At 51.9% G+C, this 22008-nt stretch carries 21 protein-coding genes; 6 read left to right on the top strand and 15 right to left on the bottom strand.

All coding sequences use genetic code 11. The annotated features are described in order from the left end of the window. Window positions 1-37: 37 nt before the first annotated feature. Genes AC0YOB_RS04525 through AC0YOB_RS04515 form a run of 3 tightly spaced genes read right to left on the bottom strand, consistent with a single transcriptional unit; the run spans window position 38 to window position 2184 of the window. Window positions 38-892, bottom strand: a complete 855-nt coding sequence (locus tag AC0YOB_RS04525) for a M56 family metallopeptidase (RefSeq protein WP_475791737.1) — start codon at window positions 890-892, stop codon at window positions 38-40. Between the two features lies 1 nt (window position 893). After that, complete coding sequence (locus AC0YOB_RS04520; RefSeq protein ID WP_475766727.1) at window positions 894-1325, bottom strand: BlaI/MecI/CopY family transcriptional regulator; 432 nt, start codon at window positions 1323-1325, stop codon at window positions 894-896. A gap of 34 nt (window positions 1326-1359) precedes the next feature. Beyond that, window positions 1360-2184: a DUF6597 domain-containing transcriptional factor gene (locus AC0YOB_RS04515; protein ID WP_475791736.1), complete on the bottom strand. Its 825-nt coding sequence runs from the start codon at window positions 2182-2184 to the stop codon at window positions 1360-1362. A gap of 127 nt (window positions 2185-2311) precedes the next feature. Here AC0YOB_RS04515 and AC0YOB_RS04510 point away from each other — a divergent pair, with 127 nt between their 5' ends. Next, entirely contained in the window at window positions 2312-2764 is a 453-nt protein-coding gene (locus AC0YOB_RS04510) for an SRPBCC family protein (RefSeq protein ID WP_475791735.1), read from the top strand. 74 nt (window positions 2765-2838) lie between these two features. Here AC0YOB_RS04510 and AC0YOB_RS04505 read toward each other — a convergent pair whose 3' ends face one another. From AC0YOB_RS04505 to coaW, 3 genes are all read right to left on the bottom strand, one after another. Beyond that, complete coding sequence (locus AC0YOB_RS04505; RefSeq protein ID WP_475791734.1) at window positions 2839-4059, bottom strand: MFS transporter; 1221 nt, start codon at window positions 4057-4059, stop codon at window positions 2839-2841. Further along, window positions 4046-5227, bottom strand: a complete 1182-nt coding sequence (locus AC0YOB_RS04500; RefSeq protein WP_475791733.1) for an MGDG synthase family glycosyltransferase — start codon at window positions 5225-5227, stop codon at window positions 4046-4048. The genes AC0YOB_RS04505 and AC0YOB_RS04500 overlap by 14 nt, the downstream gene beginning before the upstream one ends. 133 nt (window positions 5228-5360) lie before the next feature. Next, window positions 5361-6170, bottom strand: coding sequence for a type II pantothenate kinase (gene coaW / locus AC0YOB_RS04495; RefSeq protein ID WP_475791732.1), 810 nt, complete (start codon window positions 6168-6170; stop codon window positions 5361-5363). Window positions 6171-6686: 516 nt separating this feature from the next. Here coaW and AC0YOB_RS04490 point away from each other — a divergent pair. Continuing rightward, window positions 6687-7847: an L-dopachrome tautomerase-related protein gene (locus tag AC0YOB_RS04490; RefSeq protein ID WP_475791731.1), complete on the top strand. Its 1161-nt coding sequence runs from the start codon at window positions 6687-6689 to the stop codon at window positions 7845-7847. A gap of 21 nt (window positions 7848-7868) precedes the next feature. On the opposite strand, the gene AC0YOB_RS04485 is transcribed toward AC0YOB_RS04490, so the two are convergent. Beyond that, window positions 7869-8315 (bottom strand): hypothetical protein, encoded by a 447-nt coding sequence (locus AC0YOB_RS04485; RefSeq protein WP_475791730.1) that lies wholly within the window; start codon window positions 8313-8315, stop codon window positions 7869-7871. Window positions 8316-8718: 403 nt separating this feature from the next. On the opposite strand from AC0YOB_RS04485, the gene AC0YOB_RS04480 reads away from it, so the two are divergent. Further along, window positions 8719-9609, top strand: a complete 891-nt coding sequence (locus AC0YOB_RS04480) for an ABC transporter ATP-binding protein (protein ID WP_475791729.1) — start codon at window positions 8719-8721, stop codon at window positions 9607-9609. Continuing rightward, window positions 9606-10418 carry an ABC transporter permease subunit gene (locus AC0YOB_RS04475; RefSeq protein ID WP_475791728.1) on the top strand — a complete coding sequence of 271 codons (813 nt, stop codon included), beginning with the start codon at window positions 9606-9608 and terminating at the stop codon, window positions 10416-10418. The genes AC0YOB_RS04480 and AC0YOB_RS04475 overlap by 4 nt, the downstream gene beginning before the upstream one ends. Window positions 10419-10549: 131 nt before the next feature. Here the strand turns inward: AC0YOB_RS04475 and AC0YOB_RS04470 are convergent, their stop codons facing one another. The 7 genes from AC0YOB_RS04470 to AC0YOB_RS04440 all read right to left on the bottom strand — a co-directional run bounded on the left by AC0YOB_RS04470 (window position 10550) and on the right by AC0YOB_RS04440 (window position 19259). Continuing rightward, window positions 10550-11320: a phytanoyl-CoA dioxygenase family protein gene (locus AC0YOB_RS04470; protein WP_475791727.1), complete on the bottom strand. Its 771-nt coding sequence runs from the start codon at window positions 11318-11320 to the stop codon at window positions 10550-10552. Between the two features lie 39 nt (window positions 11321-11359). Then, entirely contained in the window at window positions 11360-12235 is an 876-nt protein-coding gene (locus AC0YOB_RS04465) for an SMP-30/gluconolactonase/LRE family protein (RefSeq protein WP_475791726.1), read from the bottom strand. Between the two features lie 28 nt (window positions 12236-12263). Beyond that, window positions 12264-13916: a response regulator transcription factor gene (locus tag AC0YOB_RS04460; RefSeq protein ID WP_475791725.1), complete on the bottom strand. Its 1653-nt coding sequence runs from the start codon at window positions 13914-13916 to the stop codon at window positions 12264-12266. Continuing rightward, window positions 13891-15660, bottom strand: a complete 1770-nt coding sequence (locus tag AC0YOB_RS04455) for a sensor histidine kinase (RefSeq protein ID WP_475791724.1) — start codon at window positions 15658-15660, stop codon at window positions 13891-13893. The genes AC0YOB_RS04460 and AC0YOB_RS04455 overlap by 26 nt, the downstream gene beginning before the upstream one ends. A 79-nt stretch (window positions 15661-15739) precedes the next feature. Further along, complete coding sequence (locus tag AC0YOB_RS04450) at window positions 15740-16615, bottom strand: carbohydrate ABC transporter permease (RefSeq protein ID WP_475791723.1); 876 nt, start codon at window positions 16613-16615, stop codon at window positions 15740-15742. A 10-nt stretch (window positions 16616-16625) separates the two neighbouring features. Beyond that, window positions 16626-17522, bottom strand: a complete 897-nt coding sequence (locus AC0YOB_RS04445; RefSeq protein WP_475791722.1) for an ABC transporter permease — start codon at window positions 17520-17522, stop codon at window positions 16626-16628. A gap of 30 nt (window positions 17523-17552) precedes the next feature. Beyond that, entirely contained in the window at window positions 17553-19259 is a 1707-nt protein-coding gene (locus tag AC0YOB_RS04440; RefSeq protein WP_475791721.1) for an extracellular solute-binding protein, read from the bottom strand. Between the two features lie 313 nt (window positions 19260-19572). Here AC0YOB_RS04440 and AC0YOB_RS04435 point away from each other — a divergent pair, with 313 nt between their 5' ends. Beyond that, on the top strand, window positions 19573-20070 hold the full coding sequence (locus AC0YOB_RS04435; RefSeq protein ID WP_475791720.1) for a hypothetical protein: 498 nt from the start codon (window positions 19573-19575) through the stop codon (window positions 20068-20070). Window position 20071: 1 nt separating this feature from the next. Next, window positions 20072-20692, top strand: coding sequence for a TetR family transcriptional regulator (locus AC0YOB_RS04430; protein WP_475791719.1), 621 nt, complete (start codon window positions 20072-20074; stop codon window positions 20690-20692). 50 nt (window positions 20693-20742) lie between these two features. Here the strand turns inward: AC0YOB_RS04430 and ald are convergent, their stop codons facing one another. Beyond that, window positions 20743-21876, bottom strand: a complete 1134-nt coding sequence (ald, locus tag AC0YOB_RS04425; protein WP_475791718.1) for an alanine dehydrogenase — start codon at window positions 21874-21876, stop codon at window positions 20743-20745. Window positions 21877-22008: the final 132 nt, after the last annotated feature.

The raw sequence follows: 22008 nt of genomic DNA, 5'->3' as shown, positions 1-22008 counted from the left end.
TAAATCAATGCGGTGAGCGGCCCCGGCTTGGGTGCCTTCAGATACATGGTCCGGCCCCTAGCAATGCCAGCATCAGCACCATGATTACGATGGAAATCGTTACTGCCCGTTTGGGGACGATGGGGATAACAAGATCTCCCTCCGGGTTGAGAATTTGTTGAATACGGTAGTTGACAGCCCCATCTGCAAAATGGACGCCGATCCGGGGCATTGGCTCGTGTTTGAGCTTCAACAAGAACATCAAGGCGCTTCCCAGAGGAGCGGTCCCGTTCAACCGGCTGATTGCGTACCGGTCTGCCATCAGCTCCATCCAGACGGTATAATAACGGGTCAGACCCTTAATCAGGGGCACATACGCAAAACCCCGGCTGGCCATCGTTAAAACCAGCAGTTGCAATGGGTGGCGCTGCTTGCAATGGTAAATCTCATGAAACAGGATGGCTTCCATTTCCGCCGTTGTGAGTTTTTCGATGGCGCCCGAGGACAGCAGAATTGCCGGCCTCAACACTCCGAAGGACATTGCCGCAAAAGCAGGCGAATGAATAACATAGATCCGCGCATTTTCCCGCTCATAGTTCCGGTTCCATGCAAGCGTCAAATCCCGATGGACATGCTTCGAGATATGTCTCCGCAGACGAACATAAACCGTCGCCTGGCTCATGCCAAGGTATAGGAGAACGGCCATCGAGTAAATGATGAAGCCGTTGTACAGCCTCTCATAGAACACATGATTATGAGGAACATCTCTTACCGCGTTTGCAATCCATTGCGACAAATCAGAGCTGTATGCGACACCCCGGAGCTGATGGATCAGACTGTAGCCCATCTGCAATATAAGCCAGCCCGCCGTGAGAAAAATCGCAGCTAACGCCATCTTGGGTTGCCTTGGCATCTTAATTCCCTTCATTTCGTTTCAATTCATCCAGTCTTTGTTGAAGTTTCTCAATCCATTCGGGGTCCGCTTTATCGAGCCGGTCAATAAAGTGATTGGCGACCAAGGAGCCGAAATCATCCAGCAGACCATCCGTAACATACTTCGTCTGCTCCATGATGAATTGTTCCCTGCTTTGCACAGGATAAAAAAAAGTAAGCCTGCTGCGGCCGCCGCCGCTCGTCTCCTTGCGCAGATGCCCTTTTTCAGACAAGCGGATCATAACGGTCATAACCGCGTTGAATGAAATCGGCTGCTCAACGCGGATCAGCTCATGTGCCTGCTTGATCGTCAGTTTTTCTTTTTCCCACATGGTATTCATGATTTTAGCCTCGAGGGAACCAAAAAACCGCAGCAGCCCTTCCTCGTTCAAATTCAGCCTGTTTATTCTCAATGATATGGATGCCTCCCGATCTTGCTATAACAATCTATCGATGTCTGACGTTCCTGACATATTCCTCCGGCGGCTGGCCGATCATCGTTTTGAAATCCTTGATGAAATGGGCCTGGTCGTAATACCCCAAATCCTGCGCCAGCCTGGTCCAGTCAGTGACGCCGCCTCTCTCCATAAGCTCCGCCGCTTCCTGAAGCCGGTAGCGCTGAATCACCCACTTCGGGCTGACGCCGACATAACGGCTGAACAGACGCTGCAGCGTTCGCTTGTTAATGCCGAATAAAGACACGATATCCTCGACCCGCACCATCTCACGAGCCCCTATGATGGCGTCGACAATCCGGTTCACAAGCTCAACATTACCGTCCGGTTCCGGGAGCCGTTCGCGCAGAAATTCCCAAGCGGTCCGGGCTTGCTCTTCCTCCTTCGCCTCGCTGAATAGCCGTTCCTCCAGCATCCCGGGATCGGACCCGAAAATTTCGCGGAAGGGTATGACCTGATTGGTAAGAGATGATACAGGCTTGTTCCAGAACGGATAAAATCCTCCTATCCGGAATTTGATGCCGAGCACCTGACCTTCTCCTTCCAGCTCTCTGGTAAAGGTAGTGTCCGGAACACCATATAAGAATGTTCCGATTCGTTGACCGGTCCTCTCGAACGCCAGCTGGATACTGGGGAATGATAAAACCGTCTGGCTGTGCGGGGCTTGTCCCCGCAAATCCCACCGAAGGATCCAGAGATGCTCAATGTAAGGAGCCAGGTCCTGCCCAGGCAGCAGCCGCGACAGCGAAAAGCTGCGCATGCCCGATTCCGCATTCAGAATGCCCTTGTTTGACGGCGCTGTATCCGGTTTCAACATTACCACTCACCCCTCTGGCCATTGTCGCGTTTTTACAATACAGTCTGATGCAGTCATCCTATTATAAAGTAGCAGTTAACCGTTGTTTCCGCAATGCGACAATATTGAAATGGAGAGTGTTATACCTATGGAACCGCTCAAATACGAATTCTATGTCGGGGCTAAGCCCGAGAACGTGTGGCAGATTTTCATTTCGCCGGAAGGAACCAAAGCCATATTTTTCGGCTGTATTCTTAACTCAACATTCGAAATCGGGGCTCCCTATGAATATGTTGGACCTGGCAACGACGGGGAGAATACGGTGCATGTGTACGGCAAGGTGCTGGAGTTCGAGCAGAACCGGATAATGAGCTATACCGAGCATCCCGGCCCGTCTTACCGCGAGAACCACGCCGAGCTTGAGACGAGGGTTACGCTGACGCTCGAGACAGTGGGCAATTGCACAAAGATGACGCTGATTAACGACCTGTGGCCGGACAACCATCCTTCCTATGAAAGCACGAAGGGCAGCTGGGCGATGATTCTCAGCAATATCAAGACGTACGCCGAAACGGGGAAGACCCTTGATTTTGGCTGGTAAATGGACAATTAACCCTCTCAAATGAGAGGGCACGAAGAGCAGCATCTCCGCTGCTCTTCTTTATGTTTAATCATTCAACTTCCGTTTCCGGTTAACATCCGCACCGCTGCGCATCGGAATAACCGGGATGGCGATAAGGCATAAATGAGGCCGATCACGGCGAACAGAAAAGCGCTGACCACGAAAGGAAGAGCGAGATGCCCCCCGCCTGCCAGCCAGCTTCCCAGCAGCGGTCCAAAGACGATCCCAAGTCCCTCCACGGACGAGAAAATCCCCCAACCCATCCCTTTGGAGTTCTCCGGCACGTAGCCCGCCAGCAATGAATTCCAGGCCGGAAGCAGCGCGGCATAGGCAATTCCAAGCCCGAGTGCAACCAATTCTGCGGCCAGGAATGTCTTCACTTGAGTCAAGCCATAGAGAGCAAGGGCGAAGGCTCCGAAGCTGCCCGACAGGAACCATTTGCCTCCGAGCTTGTCGTATACCCTGCCCAGCGGAATGAGCAAAACAATCACGCTTGCGCCGCCGGTCATTAACAGGATTGAAAATTGGGTATGGGAGAACGCCAGATGATCAACGGCAAAAGAAGATATAACGGGTACAAGCATGCCTCCGGCCAGCGTTTGGAGCAGCATTCCGGGCAGCAGGAACCCGCCCGTTCTCATTTTACGCCAAAGACCTGTCAATTGCTGACGGAGTGGAGCTTTGTCCTGAGCAGCTGCATTGATCTCTATCGCTGCTGTCCCGACCAGCGCCCAGCCCGCGATACAAAGACAGAATATAACTGCGAAGGCCGTGCCATAGCCGATATCCATCACATATCCGATCAGGACGGGTCCCAGCCCCAGCCCTGCCAGCCAATAGATATAGAGCTTTCCCATCTGCGCCGCGCGGTTCTCTTCCTCTATCTGGCCAAGACAGATGAGCCATAGAGGCGAGAAGCCTGCGCCGATCAAACACGCTCCGGCCAGGAACGCCCAGACGCCCGGAGCCGTCATCAGGAGTCCAATGCCCAACAAGGACATTAAGAACCCGGCATTCAGGACCATCCGCGGCGGCAGCTTATCGAGCAAATATCCGACGAAGCCTTTTAGCAGAGAATCAATTAAATACTGCAGAGATACGGCAGTTCCGATAACGGAAAGAGAGAAACCGAGGCGGGACGAGCCGTAAGACGGAAGCAATACGACAAGTAAAGCACCCCGGATGAGCTCCACGAGAAACAGCGCCAATACGAATCTGTGGAACAGGTTTTTCATGCCCGCGCCCAGTCTTGCCTGCCCGTTAACGATATCCATGGACCCGGACCGCCTTTCGGCTCGCCCGTACCGGAACAGCAGGAATAGGGAGATCAGTCTGCTGCGTTACCCGGATGACCTCGTCCGCAATCGTGCGGGCGGCCTCAGGGCGGTAGAGAGCTTGCATCGCTGCGCGGATCCGGTACCAATTCGGCAATTTCTGCATAAGCAGGAGTTCTTTTGTCAACTCGCCAGGGCTATTCGCAATCCGAACGGCTCCCCTTGCGGATAGCGTCTCCGCATTGCCCTGCTCCTGCCCGGGCAGCGGGCGGTAGACGATTGCGGGCAGGGACAGACTCAGGGCTTCAGACAACGTGAGTCCTCCGGCTTTGGTCAGCAGGCAGGTGGAAACGGCCATCAATTCTTCCATATAACTAACGTATCCCAGAATGATCACCCGGGAATCCTCTCCGAAGATGGCCATCAAATGGTCATGCAGCTTCTGGTTGCGCCCGCAAACGATGATTAATTGAAAGTCCGTGCTTCTGAGCGCCTCTTTGGTTACCCGCTCGACATCTGCCAAAACGCCAAAAGCCCCCGCACTGACTAACGCAAACTTCGAACGCGGATTCAGACCATGCTTTCGGAACAAATTTTCTTTGGACAGAGGCTTTTCGAAAGCCTCCCGGACAGGGATGCCGGAAACGATAATGCGGCTGCCTCCGATTCCGGCTGCGAGCAGCTCCTGCTTCAATGCTTCAGTCGCGACGAAATAACGGTCGGTATGCTCATGCAGCCATCTTGTATGGAGTACGAAATCGGTAATGACGGTAAACGTCGGAATGGTGAAATCTTCCTCATCCTTTAAAATCTCCGTCCCGAGGAATGGAAAAGTGTGGACAACCGCATCCGGCTTGATCCGCTTGATGATCTCCTTGAGCTTGCCCTTGCCGATCTGGTGAATCAGTTTGTTATGAGTCTCATCCGCCTTGACCCGGTTCGTCCTGCTGTACATATAGCCGTAAGCGCCGGGAAACCAGGACATGCTTTTTATATAACAGAACCGGGAGAAAGCGTTCCATACAGGGTGGGCCTCCGCGAGCGGATCAACCAGATGAACCTTGTGGACTCCCATGGATGCCAGCCGGTTCTTGATCGCCAGGGATGCCTGAATATGCCCTTCGCCGAAAGAAGAATAAAGAATTAAGATGCACGGATCTTTTTTCATGGGATCAGCTTCCTCTCGGGATAATCAGACTTCATACCCCTACTTTAATCCCCGATCATAACCCCTATGTGAACAAATTTTTAAATGATTGTTAAGGTTTGCTTTCATTTGCAGGAACAGCTTGACCGGTTGGTCATATAAGAGACAATAATGCTCCAATGGCTCCACAATACTCGCCATTCTCAATAAACAAGGGTGAGGCCCCTCTCAGCTTCGTATACCGTTTTACAACATCCTGAAGAAGGTCATTCCCGATGAAAGTGGAGCCGATGAAAATAACAGATGAAACTCTGCATTGGCCGGCAGCAAGAACGCTGACGGTCGCTGCCGTTTCCCCCACCAGACCCATTACGGAAGCCAGCCGTTCTTCCTCCGTCAAATCGTCTATGGATGTCAACTGCAGAACATGACCGAAATTACTTGCTGTCAAATCACCCGGAATTGGAGGCTCAGCCCCCTCGTAAATATGACTTACCTTCAGATCTATCCGATCTCGGGCGCCCTTGGCTGCCAGCTGTACAATGGCTTCATAGTCTGATAAACCGGTTAACAGCCTCGATAATCCCAGTATGGTTCCGCCCCCGACTCCCGTTCCGCCAATCCGCTGCTGCTTGTCGTCTTCCACATGGTGAATCGATGTGCCGGTACCCACGTTGGTCAGGATGTAGGATTCCTCGGATATCGCGTTCCTGGCGAGAAGAAAACGCACCCCGCTGCAAGTTGCCTCGAATTCGACCATCTCTGCGGCTTTTTGATTTATTTTCGATTGTAATAGCGAGGCTTTGCCTCCGGTCATGCATATCCTGGCGTTCCCCAGCTCGTTGATCCAAGCGGCTGCCTCTTCCATCCGGGCTACGGGGAATTTTTTGAATTCGGGCGAGCCATTCTTCATCCAGGCGACCTTGATCAGCGTGCCACCGGCATCAATTCCAATATTCATCATGAAGTTCACTTCGCTTCCTTTTGCTCTGGCGTGAATAGTATTCCCAATGCTGGATCCATAGCTTCATTGTAGCTCTCAGGACGAGCTCTAAGTCAACAGGACCACGATAGCAAGAAAAAAAGCCGCTGATTCAGCGGCCTTTAAATGAATTATATTCGTTTATTGAGCGGAATGCCAGCCGATCCGGTCAACCAGACTTTGTCATGAGACTATATCACTTCGCAGTCTACCATGACGTGAATTAAATTGTTCGATCTGGGTGTGCCGGGCCTGTTGATACAAGACGAGGTATTATCATGAACTCATCGGATTTGGGCTGGTCTAACGTGGACATTGAGGAAATGGTAAATAAAAAGCATGGTTGGCCTACCGTGGCCATAAACAGGCATCATGCCTTCGGGCTTTCCGAATGCCGGTTCGGCTCTGGAATAACCGGAGCCAGCATCTTCTTCCGCAACAGACATATATCTATAAGACCAGGCTATTATCGTTAACCACTTGCGGGAGGTTAAATTGATGCAATCCCAACTCAGTCCTATAGGGCAATATCGAATGATCTTTCATTGGAGCCGATTGGATTGGAATTTTCCCGACCCTGACATGAAGCAGGACTTTGAAGCCAATCAATATTGGAAAAAAGCGCCGGCTTGCGGAGTAAAGGTGGATCAGCAGGGGCGCTATTATGTTTCGGTGCCGCGCTGGGCCGCGGGTATTCCCGCCACCATGAACCGAATCGTGATCAAGGACGGAAAACCGCTCCTCGACGCTTTTCCAAGCTGGGAGTGGAATCAGGCGGGAAATGTCCATGCTCTTCAATCCGTACTGGGTTACGAGATTGATGAGTTTAACCGGATTTGGCTGCTGGATCAAGGAAAGATCGCCTACGAGCCGTCTCCCGAAGGGTCGCAAAAGCTGGTCGTCTGGGATTTGAATACCAATCGGATGATCGATTCCATTACCATCCCGGATGAGATCGCATCTTACCGGACTTCGTTCCTGAATGATCTGGTCGTGGATAACAAGAACGGCTTTGTCTATATAACCGATTCCGGCAGCGGGTGGCCCGATCACCCGCTGGACGGGGGAATCATTGTGTACAACATGAGGACGAGAACGCTCAGGCGGGTGCTTGACCGGCATTACAGCACTCAGGATTTTCCCGGTTTTCAATTTCAAATTGACGATAAACCGATATACAAAAATCAGCCTGTACGAATCGGTGCAGACGGCATCGCTTTATCCGCGGACCGCTCCACCTTGTATTACTGCCCGCTCACAGGTCGCAATCTGTATGCGATTGATACCTCGCGATTAAGAAATTACAATACGCCCTTGGCGGAAATCAGCCAGGCTGTGCGGGCCATCGGCAGCAAGCGAACGACCTCCGGAGGAATTCACGCGGATAATAGAGGTAATGTGTTCTACAGCATGCTGGAAGGCAAGGGAGCAGGAGCCTACAGCCCTTTCAGCAATACCTTCCAGGATTTTGTGTCCGATGACCGCATGCTTTGGGTGGACGGGGTTGCTTTTGACCAGAAGGGCTCTCTTCTCTTCAACAGCAACCGGCTTTACGGGATGTTTGGGGGCTATGAAATGGATTGGACCTATCCCTATAACCTGATCATCTGGAAAGCCTTTGTCGGAAATGGCGTAAAGTCGTACCTGTATGCCCATTGATAACATAATCTTCCGCAGAAGTTAATCAATCAAATCATGTTCCTTCAATGCCGCTTCCTCATCACCCGCGATGTAAGCAAAGATTTTGGGGGTATCCCCGATAAATTGAAGCAGGTAGGTCTCATCAAAATCGATGCTGATCTCCTCCCCATCCTTCTGACGGCAGTAGACCGCTCTCCAATGGACAGCAGCGGCCGCATGCAAATCATCCATCTTGACGGTATGGATTGACGTGATGCTCATTGACTTTGTCCCGATACGCCGTTGCTTCTCGAACGCGGGCTTCAGTGCTTCCGCATATTGTTCATCATTCTGGAAAACTTGAACCCCTTTGGGGTTGGCCTCCAGGAAACTTTCTGTATACGCGGCAGTCATGGCCGGCACTTCTATGCTTTCGGGATCTGCAAGGGCATCATTAATACGCTGCTCATACGCGCGGAAGAACTGTGTTACCGTTTGAGTTCGCATGTTTCGGTCCTCCTCTTGAAATAGTTCATTCCTGACTTATTACCCATATCCCAGGGATAAGGATCCTATCATTGAAAAATCTTATCAAGACCGCCCTTTGGAGAGAGCGGTCTGATTCGGGCTGCGTTAGTAAAGGCAAGACTCGCTTTTCGATAATGTTCAATATTGGGCAAGAAACACATCCCCGATATCCCTGCGCATTCATCCTGCCAAGTCCATCCTCCCCTTCTAATCTTCAATACTCGGTTTACAGCCGAAGAATGCCCTGCATCGTCTCTAATTGATGAAATATAAAATTAAATATATTTCACAACCCATTGACTTCTTTATCCTGCAGATCTATCATAATTTATGTAATAATAAAATAAAATAATTTCATAATTAAGTTCGAGGTGAGCAATGCATGTTGATTGTGGAGGGACTGACCAAGGTTTTTGCCAATGGCAAAGGAATAGCGGATGTATCATTCACGGTGAACAGAGGCGAGATATTCGGATTTCTCGGGCCTAACGGTGCGGGCAAATCGACGACGATCCGTCATATTATGGGATTCATGAAGCCGGAACGGGGAAAAGTGTCCATCAAGGGGCTTGACACCTGGACGAAGCAGGGGATTGTGCAGAAGCTGGTCGGATACCTGCCTGGAGAGATCGCTTTTATCGAAGGCATGACAGGAAAGGATTTTCTTGAATTCATGTCCAGGATGCAAAGAGTCAATAACTCGGCCAAGCGGAGCCGTCTGATCGAAAGACTGCAATTCGACGTCAATACGCCAATCCGCAAGATGTCCAAAGGAATGAAACAAAAGGTCGGAATCGTGGCGGCGTTCATGCATGATCCCGAATTGATCATTCTGGACGAACCGACTTCCGGCCTCGATCCGCTGATGCAGCAAATATTCATTGAGCTTGTGCTTGAAGAGAAAGCGCAAGGGACCACCTTCCTCATGTCCTCCCACAGCTTTCCCGAGGTTGAGCGAACCTGCGACCGCGCCGCCATAATCAAGGATGGCAGGATCATAGCGGTTAAAAATATTCATGAGCTTCAATCCATGCAGCGGAAGCTGGTCGAGATCGTATTTGAGCATGAGGAGGATGCCGGGAAATTTGCGTCAGCGGGCAATATGCCGGTCGAATCGCATGACGGCCGCCGGATCACCGTCGCCGTGCAGGGCAATTATAACGATCTGATCCAGGAAACAGCCAAATTCCCGGTTCGCAGCCTTGATGTCAAAGCGCAAAATCTTGAGGATGTTTTTATGCATTATTATGACCGGAAGGAGAGCGTCCGATGAACCTCCCTCTTTTCAAGCAAATGATGAAAATCAATCTCAAAGGCATCAGCAATTACGCCTTCGGCTCGGCATTCTATATTCTGCTCATGTTCTGGCTTTATCCCGGAATCGCTGAGAATACAGGTGCTCTCAATGATCTGATGGAAGCGATGCCCGACGGTCTGGTGAACGCGTTCGGCATTCAGGGCGGTTTCGGAAGCATGGAAGCTTTCATCTCCGGAGAGTATTACGGGCTCATCCTCCCCCTCCTGCTTGCAATATTCAGCGTTATGCTGTCGACGCAGCTTATGGCAAGGCTGGTTGATCAAGGCTCCATGGCGTATCTGCTGTCAACCCCGACGACCCGGCAGCGCATTGCCGCGACCCAGGCTGGCGTGCTGGTTGCGGGACTTCTGCTGATTATGGTCGTTGCTACAGCGGCGGGCTTTCTTGGATATGCCTGGTTTATCGGCGATCAGTTCGAATTTGACGGCTCCCGTTTCATACTGATGAATGCGGTCGCTTGGACGCTGTTTATTGCGGTCAGCGGGATCTCCTTCCTCGTCTCCTCGCTTGCCAACGATGAGAAGAAAGCATTGGGAATTTCCGGTGTTCTTACCTTCGGCATGTTCGGTCTGGATATGCTCGGCAAAATAAGCGACAGCGTCGAATGGCTCAGGTTCGTTTCAGTCTTTTCTCTATACAAGCCCGGAGAAATTGTAAATGGCGGCGGCGACCCGCTGTTGGCCTCGATTATTCTGCTTGTGATCGGCATTGCCGGCTTCGCCGCCGGAATCGCTGCATTCAGCAAACGGGATCTGCCGCTCTAATTAAAATCCCCCCAGACTGACAATGCCGGGAGTCTTATTATAGACACCTTGAAGCATTGTCTGCCTTGGGGGGATTTTCCGGGTTTGAGAAGGCCCGGTCCTTCCGTTCTATTTTGTTAATCCGCAGCTTATCAGCTGTTAGTGGATAACAGCATCGGCTGCATGCCCGGCCAGTGCCGCCACATATCGATAAGCGGCGCCTTCCAGTCATTCTTGCGGTCAATATGATCGACCCGGAAGTACAGGGAATAGCGGATGCGTTCGGATACGTTCATCCCCCCCGCATGGATAAGCTGATAATGCGTAAGGATCAAATCTCCGGGCTCCCCCGTAATTTGCACCGGCTTGGGTAGAGGCACCCTGGTTGACCGGTGGATCTTCTGAAACCCTTCATCCTGGAATAAAATCTCGGGGCCATGCTCGCGGAAATAGGCCTCATAGGCCCGATGGGTTCCCGGATACACAGTGAAATTCCCCCGGTGCTGCCCGGTTTGATCGCTGAGGATAAGCCCGACAAGTGCAGTGAAGTTCTGGGCAATGCCGTCTTTGACGCGAAGGACGCCGTCCAGATGCGCACCATGATTATCATCCGCAGGATGATCCGGATAATCAGGGAAACGAAGCGCAATCTGTCCGAGTTGAATAGGATGATAGCTGTCTTCTCCGACAAGTGAATCGACAAGCGCTTTTGCAGGTGTTTTGTTAAACAAATCCGTAATGATCTGCTCCGACTCCAGTTCTCTGCAGTAGTTGGCCCCGCGATGATCAGCAGGAATGCCTTTGCCGATCGAATGATTAATCGCCTTCATGGCCTGCTCTACCATGATCCTGGGCACCACGCCCGGCACCTTGACATAGCCCTGCTCCAGAAGCTGCTTCTTCTGCTCATACGTTAACTGCATTTGATTGCCTCCTTGGAATTTAGGATCATCATTTCTTGGTCATGAGCCGAACGGATAGCTCGGCAGCCCTTGTACCCCTGGCTTCAAGCGGAAAATTCCGCCTGACAGCGGCCGCTGTCGAAGCTCCTCTTCGGGCAGCCCCGTCCTTGCCGTCGTAATGTAGAGCTCATCAAGCAGGTCTCCGCCGAAAACGCAAGAGGTTACCCGCGCGGCCGGCACCTCCACTTTAAGCAGCCGCTCTCCGGTTTCCGGATTGAAGCGGGATACACAGTAACCGTCCCACTGTGCGATCCAGAGCATGCCCTCCATGTCCGTTGTCATGCCGTCCGGCGATCCCTCGCCCTCCGGAATCGTGATGATGACGCGCCCTTCTCCAAGCCGCCCGGTATCGAGGTCAAACGGATAGGCCCTGACCTGCTTCGTCGGTGAATCGATATAATACATCATTGTGTGATCAGGGCTCCACGTGATGCCATTGGAGCAGGTAATGCCTGGCACCTTCTTCTCGATCTCGCCATTCGGATATAGACAGTATAAAGCGCCGCCCGGACTCCGCTCGGTCAGCTCCATCGTACCCGCCCAGAACCTTCCCATTGCATCGCATTTTCCATCGTTAAACCGGTTGGCCGCAATCCCCGCCTCCGGGTCGCCAATCGGGTGCAGCAGGCCGCTTGCGGGATCGAACCGGAAGAAACCGTCCCTGGCGGCAATAACAAATCCGTTATTCCGGTCAGGCACGACCGCCCCGACATACTGGCCAATCTCGTATTTCAGGTCCGTTCCCGACCCGGGATCGAAGATATGGATCTGCGATTCCAGAATGTCCACCCAGTAGAGCAGCCCTTTGCCGGCATCCCAGCTTGGACCTTCGCCAAGCGTCGCCCTGGCGTCCAACACCAATTCCAAATTGTCCATGTGCATCCCCTTCTCAAAATATAGATAATTATTGCACTGCGCGGTCATCACGAAAATGCTGCGGTGTCATCCCGTAATGATTCTTGAATACCTTGGAGAAATATGTGGCGTTCTGATAACCGAGCGAATAAGCGACATCCATGATTTTATGGTCGCTGCTTCTCAGCAGCTGGGCGGCTTTCTCCATCCGCAGCTTCAGCAGATAATGACCGATGCTCTGGCCGGTTTCAAGCTTATAGACTCTGGATAGATATGCGGGATGCAGAAAAACATGATCGGCAATGGATTGAATCGACACGTCCTCCGATAGCTTCCGGTTGATGAAAGCATGAATGCGCTCAACGATCCCTGAACGATTGTCTTTCATTTCCCGCTCCAAATGATTCTGGATCCGCTCGAAGACCCGCACTGCCCAGCATTGCAGATTGGGCGGTGCGCGGTGCAGCGGATTACAAATGGGCTCGGCGTCTTCCCCGAGGAGCCCGGCTAATGAGAGGCCGCTCTTATGTACGATATAGGCGGCAGAGCTGGACAACAACAGAAAAACCTCCAGATGATGCTCGGCGGACACTTCCTGAAGCTGTTCCACTTCCCCGAATATTGCCCGAAGCTTCACCTGTACCGCATCCCAGCGCCCGGCATCCAGCAAATGCTGCAGGAGAGGCGGCTCATACAGGCTGGATAATGATTGCATCCGGGTCCTTGCTTCGCATTCGCGGGCAGCCATGATCATAATGATCTCCCGGTCCCGGCCCAGACGCTCGCGGACCATGGCGAGCAGCTGCTGGTAAAGACCAGCCATATCCGCCGGGAAAATCGCCCATTCTCCAACGACGATCGAGATCCCTCCTTTGAGATAAACCTTCACTTTGCCCTGGATCTGTAGGGCAAACTGTTCGAGCAGTTTCTGCCGGACTTCTTCCCCGTTTGCCAGCCCAGCAAGTTCACCGTACTTTTCGGCAGTCAACTTTACGCAGAACACCAGGTGATCGTTAACGTCCTTGCACGACCACAGCTCAAACACGCCTTGGCTGAGCTCCTCCGCAATATTGCCGATGGCATATTCCAGCAGCGACAAGCTCTGAAAGTCATGGCGGGCGAACTCCTCTTCCAACCGCACCAGTATCATGGAGAAAGCATCGCCCGATCCGAACGATAATTCAAACAGCTCCAGCTTTTCATGCAAAGCGTCAGATGTCATCCTCTTGCCCTGCAGAAGCTCGCTGAGCAGATTACCCCTAAGCAGGGGAAGATGGTCACGAAGCGCCGATTGCGCCCGCTGGAATGAACTGATGCTTTCCCATTCACTTTGGATTTGCCCGATAACGCGTTCCACCGCCTGCATGAGATCGCTCTCGCGTATGGGCTTAAGCAAGTAGTCCACGGTATGATTTTGAAGCGCCTGCTTGGCGTAGTCGAAATCCGCGTAGCCGGATAGAATAAGGCACTTGACGCGGCTCCACCGTTCCGCAATCCTTTTTACGAGTTCCAGACCAGACATGCCGGGCATGCGGATATCGGTGATGACAATATGAATCGGGTGTGCCTCCAGAAGCGTCAATGCTTCGGGAGCGGAGCAGGCTTTATGAATTTCTGCGATCTGAAGCGTCTCCCACGGCATAGTCAGCATCAAATTATCCACGACCGCTTCTTCGTCATCCACAATAAGCAGCTGATACATCGCTCTCCCCCTCCGCTTGATATCTCCTCCAGGCTAGGACGACCCTGACCCCTCCGGTCGGCAATACATTGATATCCAGACCGGAACCCTCGCCGTACTGGTAGCCAAGCCGTTGATGGACATTCCACATGCCGCATCCCATCTCTTCGTCCATGCTCCGTTTCAAGCTCCCATTGAGCGCGCGTAAAACCTCTTGACTCATGCCAACTCCATTATCCTCCACGATTACATAATGATAATCGGCATCCTGCCGGCAATGAATCCGGATCGTCCCACTGCCGGGTTTATTTTCTATGCCGTGGACAACTGCATTTTCCACAATGGGCTGGATAATCAGCCGGGGTACCGTCAGCTCCATCATATGCGGCGGAACATGAATCTCATAGTTGAACCGTTTCATCCGCATTTGCTGTATTTCCAGGTAATTCTCTACGAATCCCAGCTCGCCGCGAAGCGAAATGCTCTGTTTCTCGACGCGGGTGGTATAGCGGTAATACTCGCCAAGGTTAAGCGCCATAGTCTCGGCAAGATCAAGCACGCCCAGCCGGATCATGCTTTGAATATAAAACAGGCAGTTATACAGAAAATGGGGATTGATCTGTGACTGCAGCTGCTTCAGCGTCGCCTCGCGCGTCTGGATCTTCTCCAAATATACTTTTTCCACCAGCACCTGAATCTCCTGCGCCATCTCATTGAATCTGGAGAACACGAATGAAAATTCGCTTGCCCGGCGAGGGTACATCCGTATGGAGAAGTTGCCCCGCTTCATCTCCCTGAGGCTGTGTATAAGCTGTTTTATCGGAATCTGGACATTGCGATACAGCATCAGCAGCGCGAGTATGCTCAAGATGAGAAGCAGGCAGACGGACATGTAAAATAAGTTCCGCACCTCATGAATCGGATTCAGAATCTGCTCAATGGGCACGTAATCGACGACATACCAATTCAGGCGCGAAATGAGCGCAACACTGATCATATAATTCTGACCGTCAAGCGTTATCGTCTCGGCCTCTGCATCCCGAAAAGTCCTGCCCACCAGGGCTTGCTTCAGCGCATGGACGAGCTTCTCATCCGATGAGCGGTTCGTTATCAGCCCCTGGGAGGGGTTGAAGAGGAACGGATCATCGCCGCCATTGCGCTTGAAATCATCCATCATCTTGCGAAGATTATCCACAGGGAAGGTGGTCTGAATGATGACATTGGCTTCTCCGGGTTGAAGGTACATGGAGAATGGCTCTACGGTATACCGGCTGAAATAATCGTTATTCTGCCCAAGCTCCCTGCTTTTCGGGTGCAGCTTCCAGTCTGTCGTCGACACGTCCTGCATGAAAGCCTTGCGGTCGAAGGGAGCCTCCGAGCCGGTTGTGATCGCCAGATCGCTCGCAGGCAAGTACAACGTAATCCGGTTCTGATAGCTCGATGAGATGCTGCCGAGCAGAAGCTTCTCATAAATGGTGTTGATCGTTTTATCCCGGTCATACCCGCTGCTTGCGTTTATTGCGTTTTGAAATTCAAGCACATCGGAATCCCGCATAAGCTGCATGGAATACATCGACAGCTGCTCGATCTGTGTATTCACCTGATTCATGAAGACGGAGAGCTGCTTCAGCTTGGATTTGCGGATTTCATCCTCGACCAGCCGTGTGCTCCGGTTATTCACATACGTGAATATGATAAGAATCGGGATGAGCAGGCAGCAAATGAGAATGGCGATTTTTCCGAAGATGCTGAACTTGATCCGCATGCCCGCAGCCACCCTTCCGTTGAAAGTGCTTTCACGTCCAATTGTACCAAGCTATCCTTGCCTTCGTATAGACCCTTTCTTACTCTTTGACCGAACCAAGCGTCATTCCGTGTACGAAATATTTCTGCAGAAACGGATAAACCACCAGCACAGGCAGAGCGGAAATGAAGATCAGCGACGCTTTAAGCGTCCGGTCGGATAAATTCGAGAATTCCCGCGGATCCATACTGAGCTTCGTGAAATCCGTTGCGGCAACGACCGTCTGCAGGAAGGTGGACATCGGGTAGTTCCGGAAGTCGGACATATAAATTAATCCATCGAACCAGGAATTCCAATTCCCAACGATCGTAAACAAACCGATTGTAGCCAGAGACGGCAGGGATATGGGCAGGTAGATTTTGAGAAGGGTCATAAAATGTCCGGCACCATCAATCAGCGCCGCTTCCTCCAGCTCCTTCGGTATGCCGCGGAAAAAGTTCATCATCAGCACGATATTGAAAACATTCACAGCCGACGGAAGAATCAGCGCCGCAAGCGTGTTGTTTAACCCCAGATGGTAGACGACGAGATATGACGGAATCAGCCCTCCGTTGAACAGCATGGTAAATACAATGATCCAGGCATACAGCGAACGTCCGCGGAATACACGGTCTTCTTTGGAAAGCGCATAGGCCGCCGTGCAGGTAAGCGTCATAGTCAGCAATGTGCTTAACGTTGTCCGTTCCACCGCGATCCAGAACGACCGGATAAAATTCGCATTGTCGAAGGTTTTCGCATAGGCGCTCAGGGTGAAATTCACCGGCCAGAACGTAACCATTCCCGCATCGGCCGGCTCCTTGGAACTGAAGGAAATAGCCAGTACATTGAGCAGCGGCGCAATACAAAGAAGGGCGAGGAATGCAAGAAAGACCATGTTAAGCCAGGTGAATATGCGATAGGATGGCGTGCTGTGCATGGTATCCTCCTTAGAAAATTCTGTAGTTGGCCACTTTCTTGGCTGCCCCGTAGGTCATCACGATCAGGATGAAACCGACCACGGACTTGAAGAGCCCCACAGCAGTCGCAAAGCTGTAATTGGAACCCTGCAAACCCACCCGATAAACGAAGGTGTCGATGATATCCCCCTTTTCATAAACGAGCGGGGAATACAGGTTGAAGATTTGATCAAAGCCTGCATTTAGTATATTGCCCAGAGATAGCGTCGCCAGAACGACAGTAATCGGCAGCAAGGATGGTATGGTGATCCGCATGGTCTGCTGCCAACGGTTCGCCCCGTCAATGCTTGATGCCTCATAAAGAGACGGGTTTATCCCTGTGAGCGCGGCCAGATATACAATCGTCGAGAATCCGAATTCCTTCCAGATATCGCTGATCACCACAGTCGCCCGGAACCAGTTGCCATCACTGAGAAACATGACCGGCTCCACGCCGAACACGGATCCGAGCAGACGGTTAACCAGTCCTTGCATCGAGAGAATATCGGTCAGTATTCCGCCCAATATGACCCAAGAGAGGAAATGCGGCAGATACACCAATGACTGGATGGTGCGTTTGAAGACCATCTTCCTGACTTCATTGAGCAATAGGGCAAACACAAAAGGCACGAACAGGCCGCCAACGATTTTCATAAAAGAAATCACGAAGGTATTCCAGATAACCTGAACGCTGTCCCTGTAGGTAAACATATATACGAAGTGGTCAAAGCCGACCCAAGGCGAGCCCGTAAAGCCAAGCCATGGCTTATAATCCTGGAATGAGATAACCAACCCCAGTATCGGCACATAGTTGAAAATGATCAGGAATACAAGCGTTGGCAGCAGAAGGATGTGCAGCTGCCATGTTTTTTGCAGATAAACCTTCATCAGCGTCAGCACCTTATCCTTTAAATATTCTTACTTTACACTTACCGCCTGCCACCATTCATTGACTTCTTTCGTGATCTCGTCCCCGCCCCCGGCTTTCCATTCCTGAACAAAACGGTCAAACTCATCGACCGGCGCTTTGCCGTAGACGATTTTGATGAATGTCTCCTTCTCATTCTTTTCCAGGAGCTCCGCCTTCGAGCTCATCGTCTTGGTGCTGGCGCCTGTAAAGTTATTCGCAATACTCTTCCCGATCAGATCGTCGTTGATGACCAGTCCCTCCAGTACCGGTTTGGGATCCTGCGCCCTCGATTGCAAGTATGGCGTGGAGACATCCCCTGCAAGTACCTTTTTCACCAAATCGTCCTTGGAGAATTGTCCCGCGGATACGCCGCCAACGATCGGAACAGGCGCATTCTTGCCCGGCAGCGATTCCTTCGGCAGGAGCTTGCCATCCTGCAATTTGTAGTCGTAATCCTCCGAATACCCGTATTTAAAAGGAGAATCCGGGTCAAGGAACGCCGGTCCGTAGAGGACGTCAAAATAACTGAAGAAGGCTTCATATTCCTTGAATTCTTTGCTGAATACCATAAAACCGTTTGCGCCTGCGGTTGATTTGCGGGCAACTTGGCCGCCGGCGCCTTCTGGCAATTTGATAGGCGCATAGGTGGCTCCCTTCACATTGGCTGTCACGTCCTGCAGCGGCCAGCCGCCCATCCATGCAGGTCCGGCAATGATGCCTGCCTTGCCCTTCTGCCACCATTCGGCTGCTTTGTAGGCGTCATTCAATGACAAATCCTGAGCCAGGTAGCCTTTGGCATACCAGTCATGCAGCTTGGCAAGTCCTTGCTTGATTGATGGCTGCACGGACGAATACTGAAGCGAGCCGTCGGAGCCCTTCGTCCAGAGGCCCGGAATCTCATTGCCGAAAGAACCAAATACCCAATCCGTCGAGGCCATCCAATCAAAGAGTGAATCCTTGCCGGCCACTGCGAGCGCGATTGTATCCTTCTTGCCATTGCCGTCTGGATCCCGGGTTACGAACGCCTCCATCACCTTCTCCAGCTCATCGAACGTTTGTGGAATTTCCATCCCGACCTTCTGCAGCCAATCTGTCCGGATCCACAATATATTATCGAACTGATGGGTCCAGATGAACGGAATGCCATACCGCTTTCCATTAATCGTAACGGAGTTCCATACATCACTGTTCTCCGCGTACAGATTCTTGAGCCGCTCGGAGGCGTATTTATCGAACATCTCGTCAACAGGCTGGATATTGCCGGAATCGACGAGATCCTTCAGAAGCACCTTGTCGCCGAAGTTCAGCACATCCGGCAGCGTCTCGCCGCTTGACATGGCCAGCTTGATCTTGTTTTCCAGTGTTTCCCCCTGCTTGGCGACAACCCACTGGTATTTCAAATCGATTCCAAGATTGTCGTGGGCCCAGCGGATCATCGGGGTATTGTCAATCGAATCCCCATTCACGAACTTCGTGTCTCCGCCGATCCATGCACCAGTAGTAATCGTTACCGGCGGACTGAATTTGCCGTCCTTCATCGTGGAGCCCCCCTCATTGGACGGCAAGTTCTCCGCATCTCCGGCAGCATTCCCGTCTGCCGCAGGACTGCTCTGCTGTCCAGGAGGATCCCCCTTCGCACAACCGGCCAGCAGCAAAATACCGCTTAATAAGAGAACCGAGGCAATTGTAAAGACTTTTCCCTTCCATCCCTTCACGCTGATTCCTCCAATTCAGTTTTTTCTATCGAATCTATTCTGAATTGTAAGTAAACGCTATCGGTTTGTAACCTATAAAAAAACTGACCTGGGTGTAAAAATCATGACTTCTTGGTGTTGAGGCGCTTCCCGTTTCAATTAGAAGAGTCCGAAGTTTTATATAGTAGTTCCGCGATGCAATGTGCCACTATTAATAAAGTTTCCTTTGAGACGCCTATTGACACCGGAAGCTTCACAAGCTATATTCTGATTAATCGATCAAATTTTTATTTTATCGATCAAATAATTTATCAAAGAATGGATGGTGCTCCACATGAATGAAAAAAACGGGGAACAGCGGGGAACCGGGGAGCCGGACTGGAATGCTAAGCTGCTGCCGCTCATTAGTGCGTTGGCCGGTATTGTCGTCTTGTGGGCGACCTGGTTTTTCTACAATAGTGCGCTGGACGATCCCGGATTTCCCTGGTATCGTTGGATACAGCCGGTCCTGATGCTGCTTGGCGGCGTTATGTGCCTTATTGCGGCGGTATTATTACTGATGCGCAGGGATTCCGGCCGGGATCTACTGCGAATGGCCGTTGTCATCATTCCGGCCATACTCGCTATAAGATTGCTGATTGTCGGCATTCTCTTCCTCGTGAAACTTGTCAGCAAGCTTTCCGACGGGACAGTAAAGGTCTGGTTTGGCGGTATAACTGATTTGAATCCCGTCAAAATTGGCATTAACATTGCTGTAGTGGCGGTCGTTATCCTGTTTGTCTTATGGGGTAAGGCCGCCTCTAAAGCCAAACAGACAACCAAGGAGAAATAGCATGACCAAAAAAGCGGACGAAAAACAATCATTCATCACCGAGGCGAGACGCACACAAATTGTCGATGCAGCGATCACCACGCTGGATGAGATCGGCTACGTCCATGCAAGTCTCGCCCAAATCGCCAAAAGAGCCGGAATCAGTACCGCTTTGATCTCTTACCATTTTAAAGACAAAAACGATCTGATGGACCAGACGCTGATCATGCTGGTCTCCGATGCCGCAGCTTATGTATTGGAAAGAACCCGCGCTGCAGCAACCGCCCGGAAAAAGCTGCACAGCTTTATCGCCGCCAGTCTCGCTTATCAGGTTACGCGTCCCAAGCACCATACCGCGTTGATCGAGATTGTTTTTCATGCCCGGACGCCTGATAATATTCCCTACTATAAGCTGAGCGACGATGAAGAGGAGCCGCTTCTTCATGAGCTTCATCAGATCTTGTACGATGGGCAATCGAGCGGGGAATTTCGTGAATTCAATGTTCATGTCATGGCGAGCGCTATTCAGGGGGCCATTGGAGAATATACGGCGCATTCGGGCATTGCCAGCAAAGTCGACCTGGAGTCGTATAACGCGGAGCTGGCAGTTCTATTCGATAAAGCGGTTCTTGGCAATAAATAAGGACCGCCAACCAGGAAGGCTAGCGGTCCTGACTGTAAATCATAAAGCGGTCAGGCTGTCGGGCCGGCTGCGGCCATTTCCGTGACCGGAACGTACCGGAGCTTCATCTCGCGTGCGACCGCTTCGTGGGTAATGGAGCCGCAGGCGGTATTGATGCCGCGGGCCAGCGATTCGTCAGACGCCGCGGCTGCAGCGATTCCCTGACCGGCGATCTTCAGCGCGTAGGGCAGCGTCGCATTCTCCAACGCGAGCGCCGAGGTGCGCGGAACGGCGCCCGGCATGTTCGCCACGGCATAATGAACGACTCCGTGCTTCACATATGTCGGATCGGAGTGGGTCGTAATCCGGTCGACGGTCTCGATGGAGCCGCCTTGATCGATAGCCACATCGACGATGACTGAACCGGGCGCCATCCTCTTGACCATTTCCTCGCTGATCAGCCTCGGAGCCCTTGCGCCTGGAATGAGAACCGCTCCGATCAGCAGGTCAGCCTTGCGAACCGCCCGTTCCAGCTCGTATGGATTTGACATCAGCGTCGTGACCTGGCCAGTGAACAGATCGTCGATCGTCCGCAGCCGTTCCGCGCTCACATCCAGCACCGTGACGCGGGCTCCCGCTCCCAATGCCCGTTTGGCGGCATTCATTCCGACCATACCACCTCCCACGATCACGACTTCACCCGGCTGAACTCCGGGTACGCTTCCCAGCAGAATCCCCTTGCCTCCATGCGTCTTCTCCAGAAATTGCGCGCCGATCTGCACCGCCATGCGTCCCGCTACTTCGCTCATTGGCGAAAGAAGAGGCAGCGAGCGGTTGTCCAGCTGAACCGTCTCGAATGCGACGCCCCATACTTCCCGATCCAGCAACGCACGGGTCAATTCCGGTTCCGGAGCCAGGTGCAGATAAGCGAAGAGAATCAAATTTTTCCGAAAATAACCGTATTCCTCCGGCAGCGGTTCCTTGACCTTCATGATCATATCCGCATGGCCCCATACCTCAGCAGCCTTGTCCAGAATCCTCGCTCCCCGGGTTATGTATTCCGCATCGGCAAAGCCGCTGCCGGTACCGGCCGAACTTTCCAGCAGCACCTCATGTCCTTGTCGGGTCAATGCACTCACACCTGCGGGCGTTAAAGCTACCCTGTTCTCGTTATTCTTGATCTCCCTCGGCACGCCAATTATCATTTGAATCATCCTCCAACTGGTAAGTTATATCGATTTGAACCCAGTATATAGGAGAAGATATATTTCCACATCGTGGCGCACATAGAAAATGCCGGGCGGTTTTTGTGAAATTCCACAAACCTTCATCCGGCA

It is taken from the genome of Paenibacillus sp. JT31N17 (genome assembly GCF_056269255.1).
This window is presented reverse-complemented; position numbering and strand designations above follow the sequence as displayed.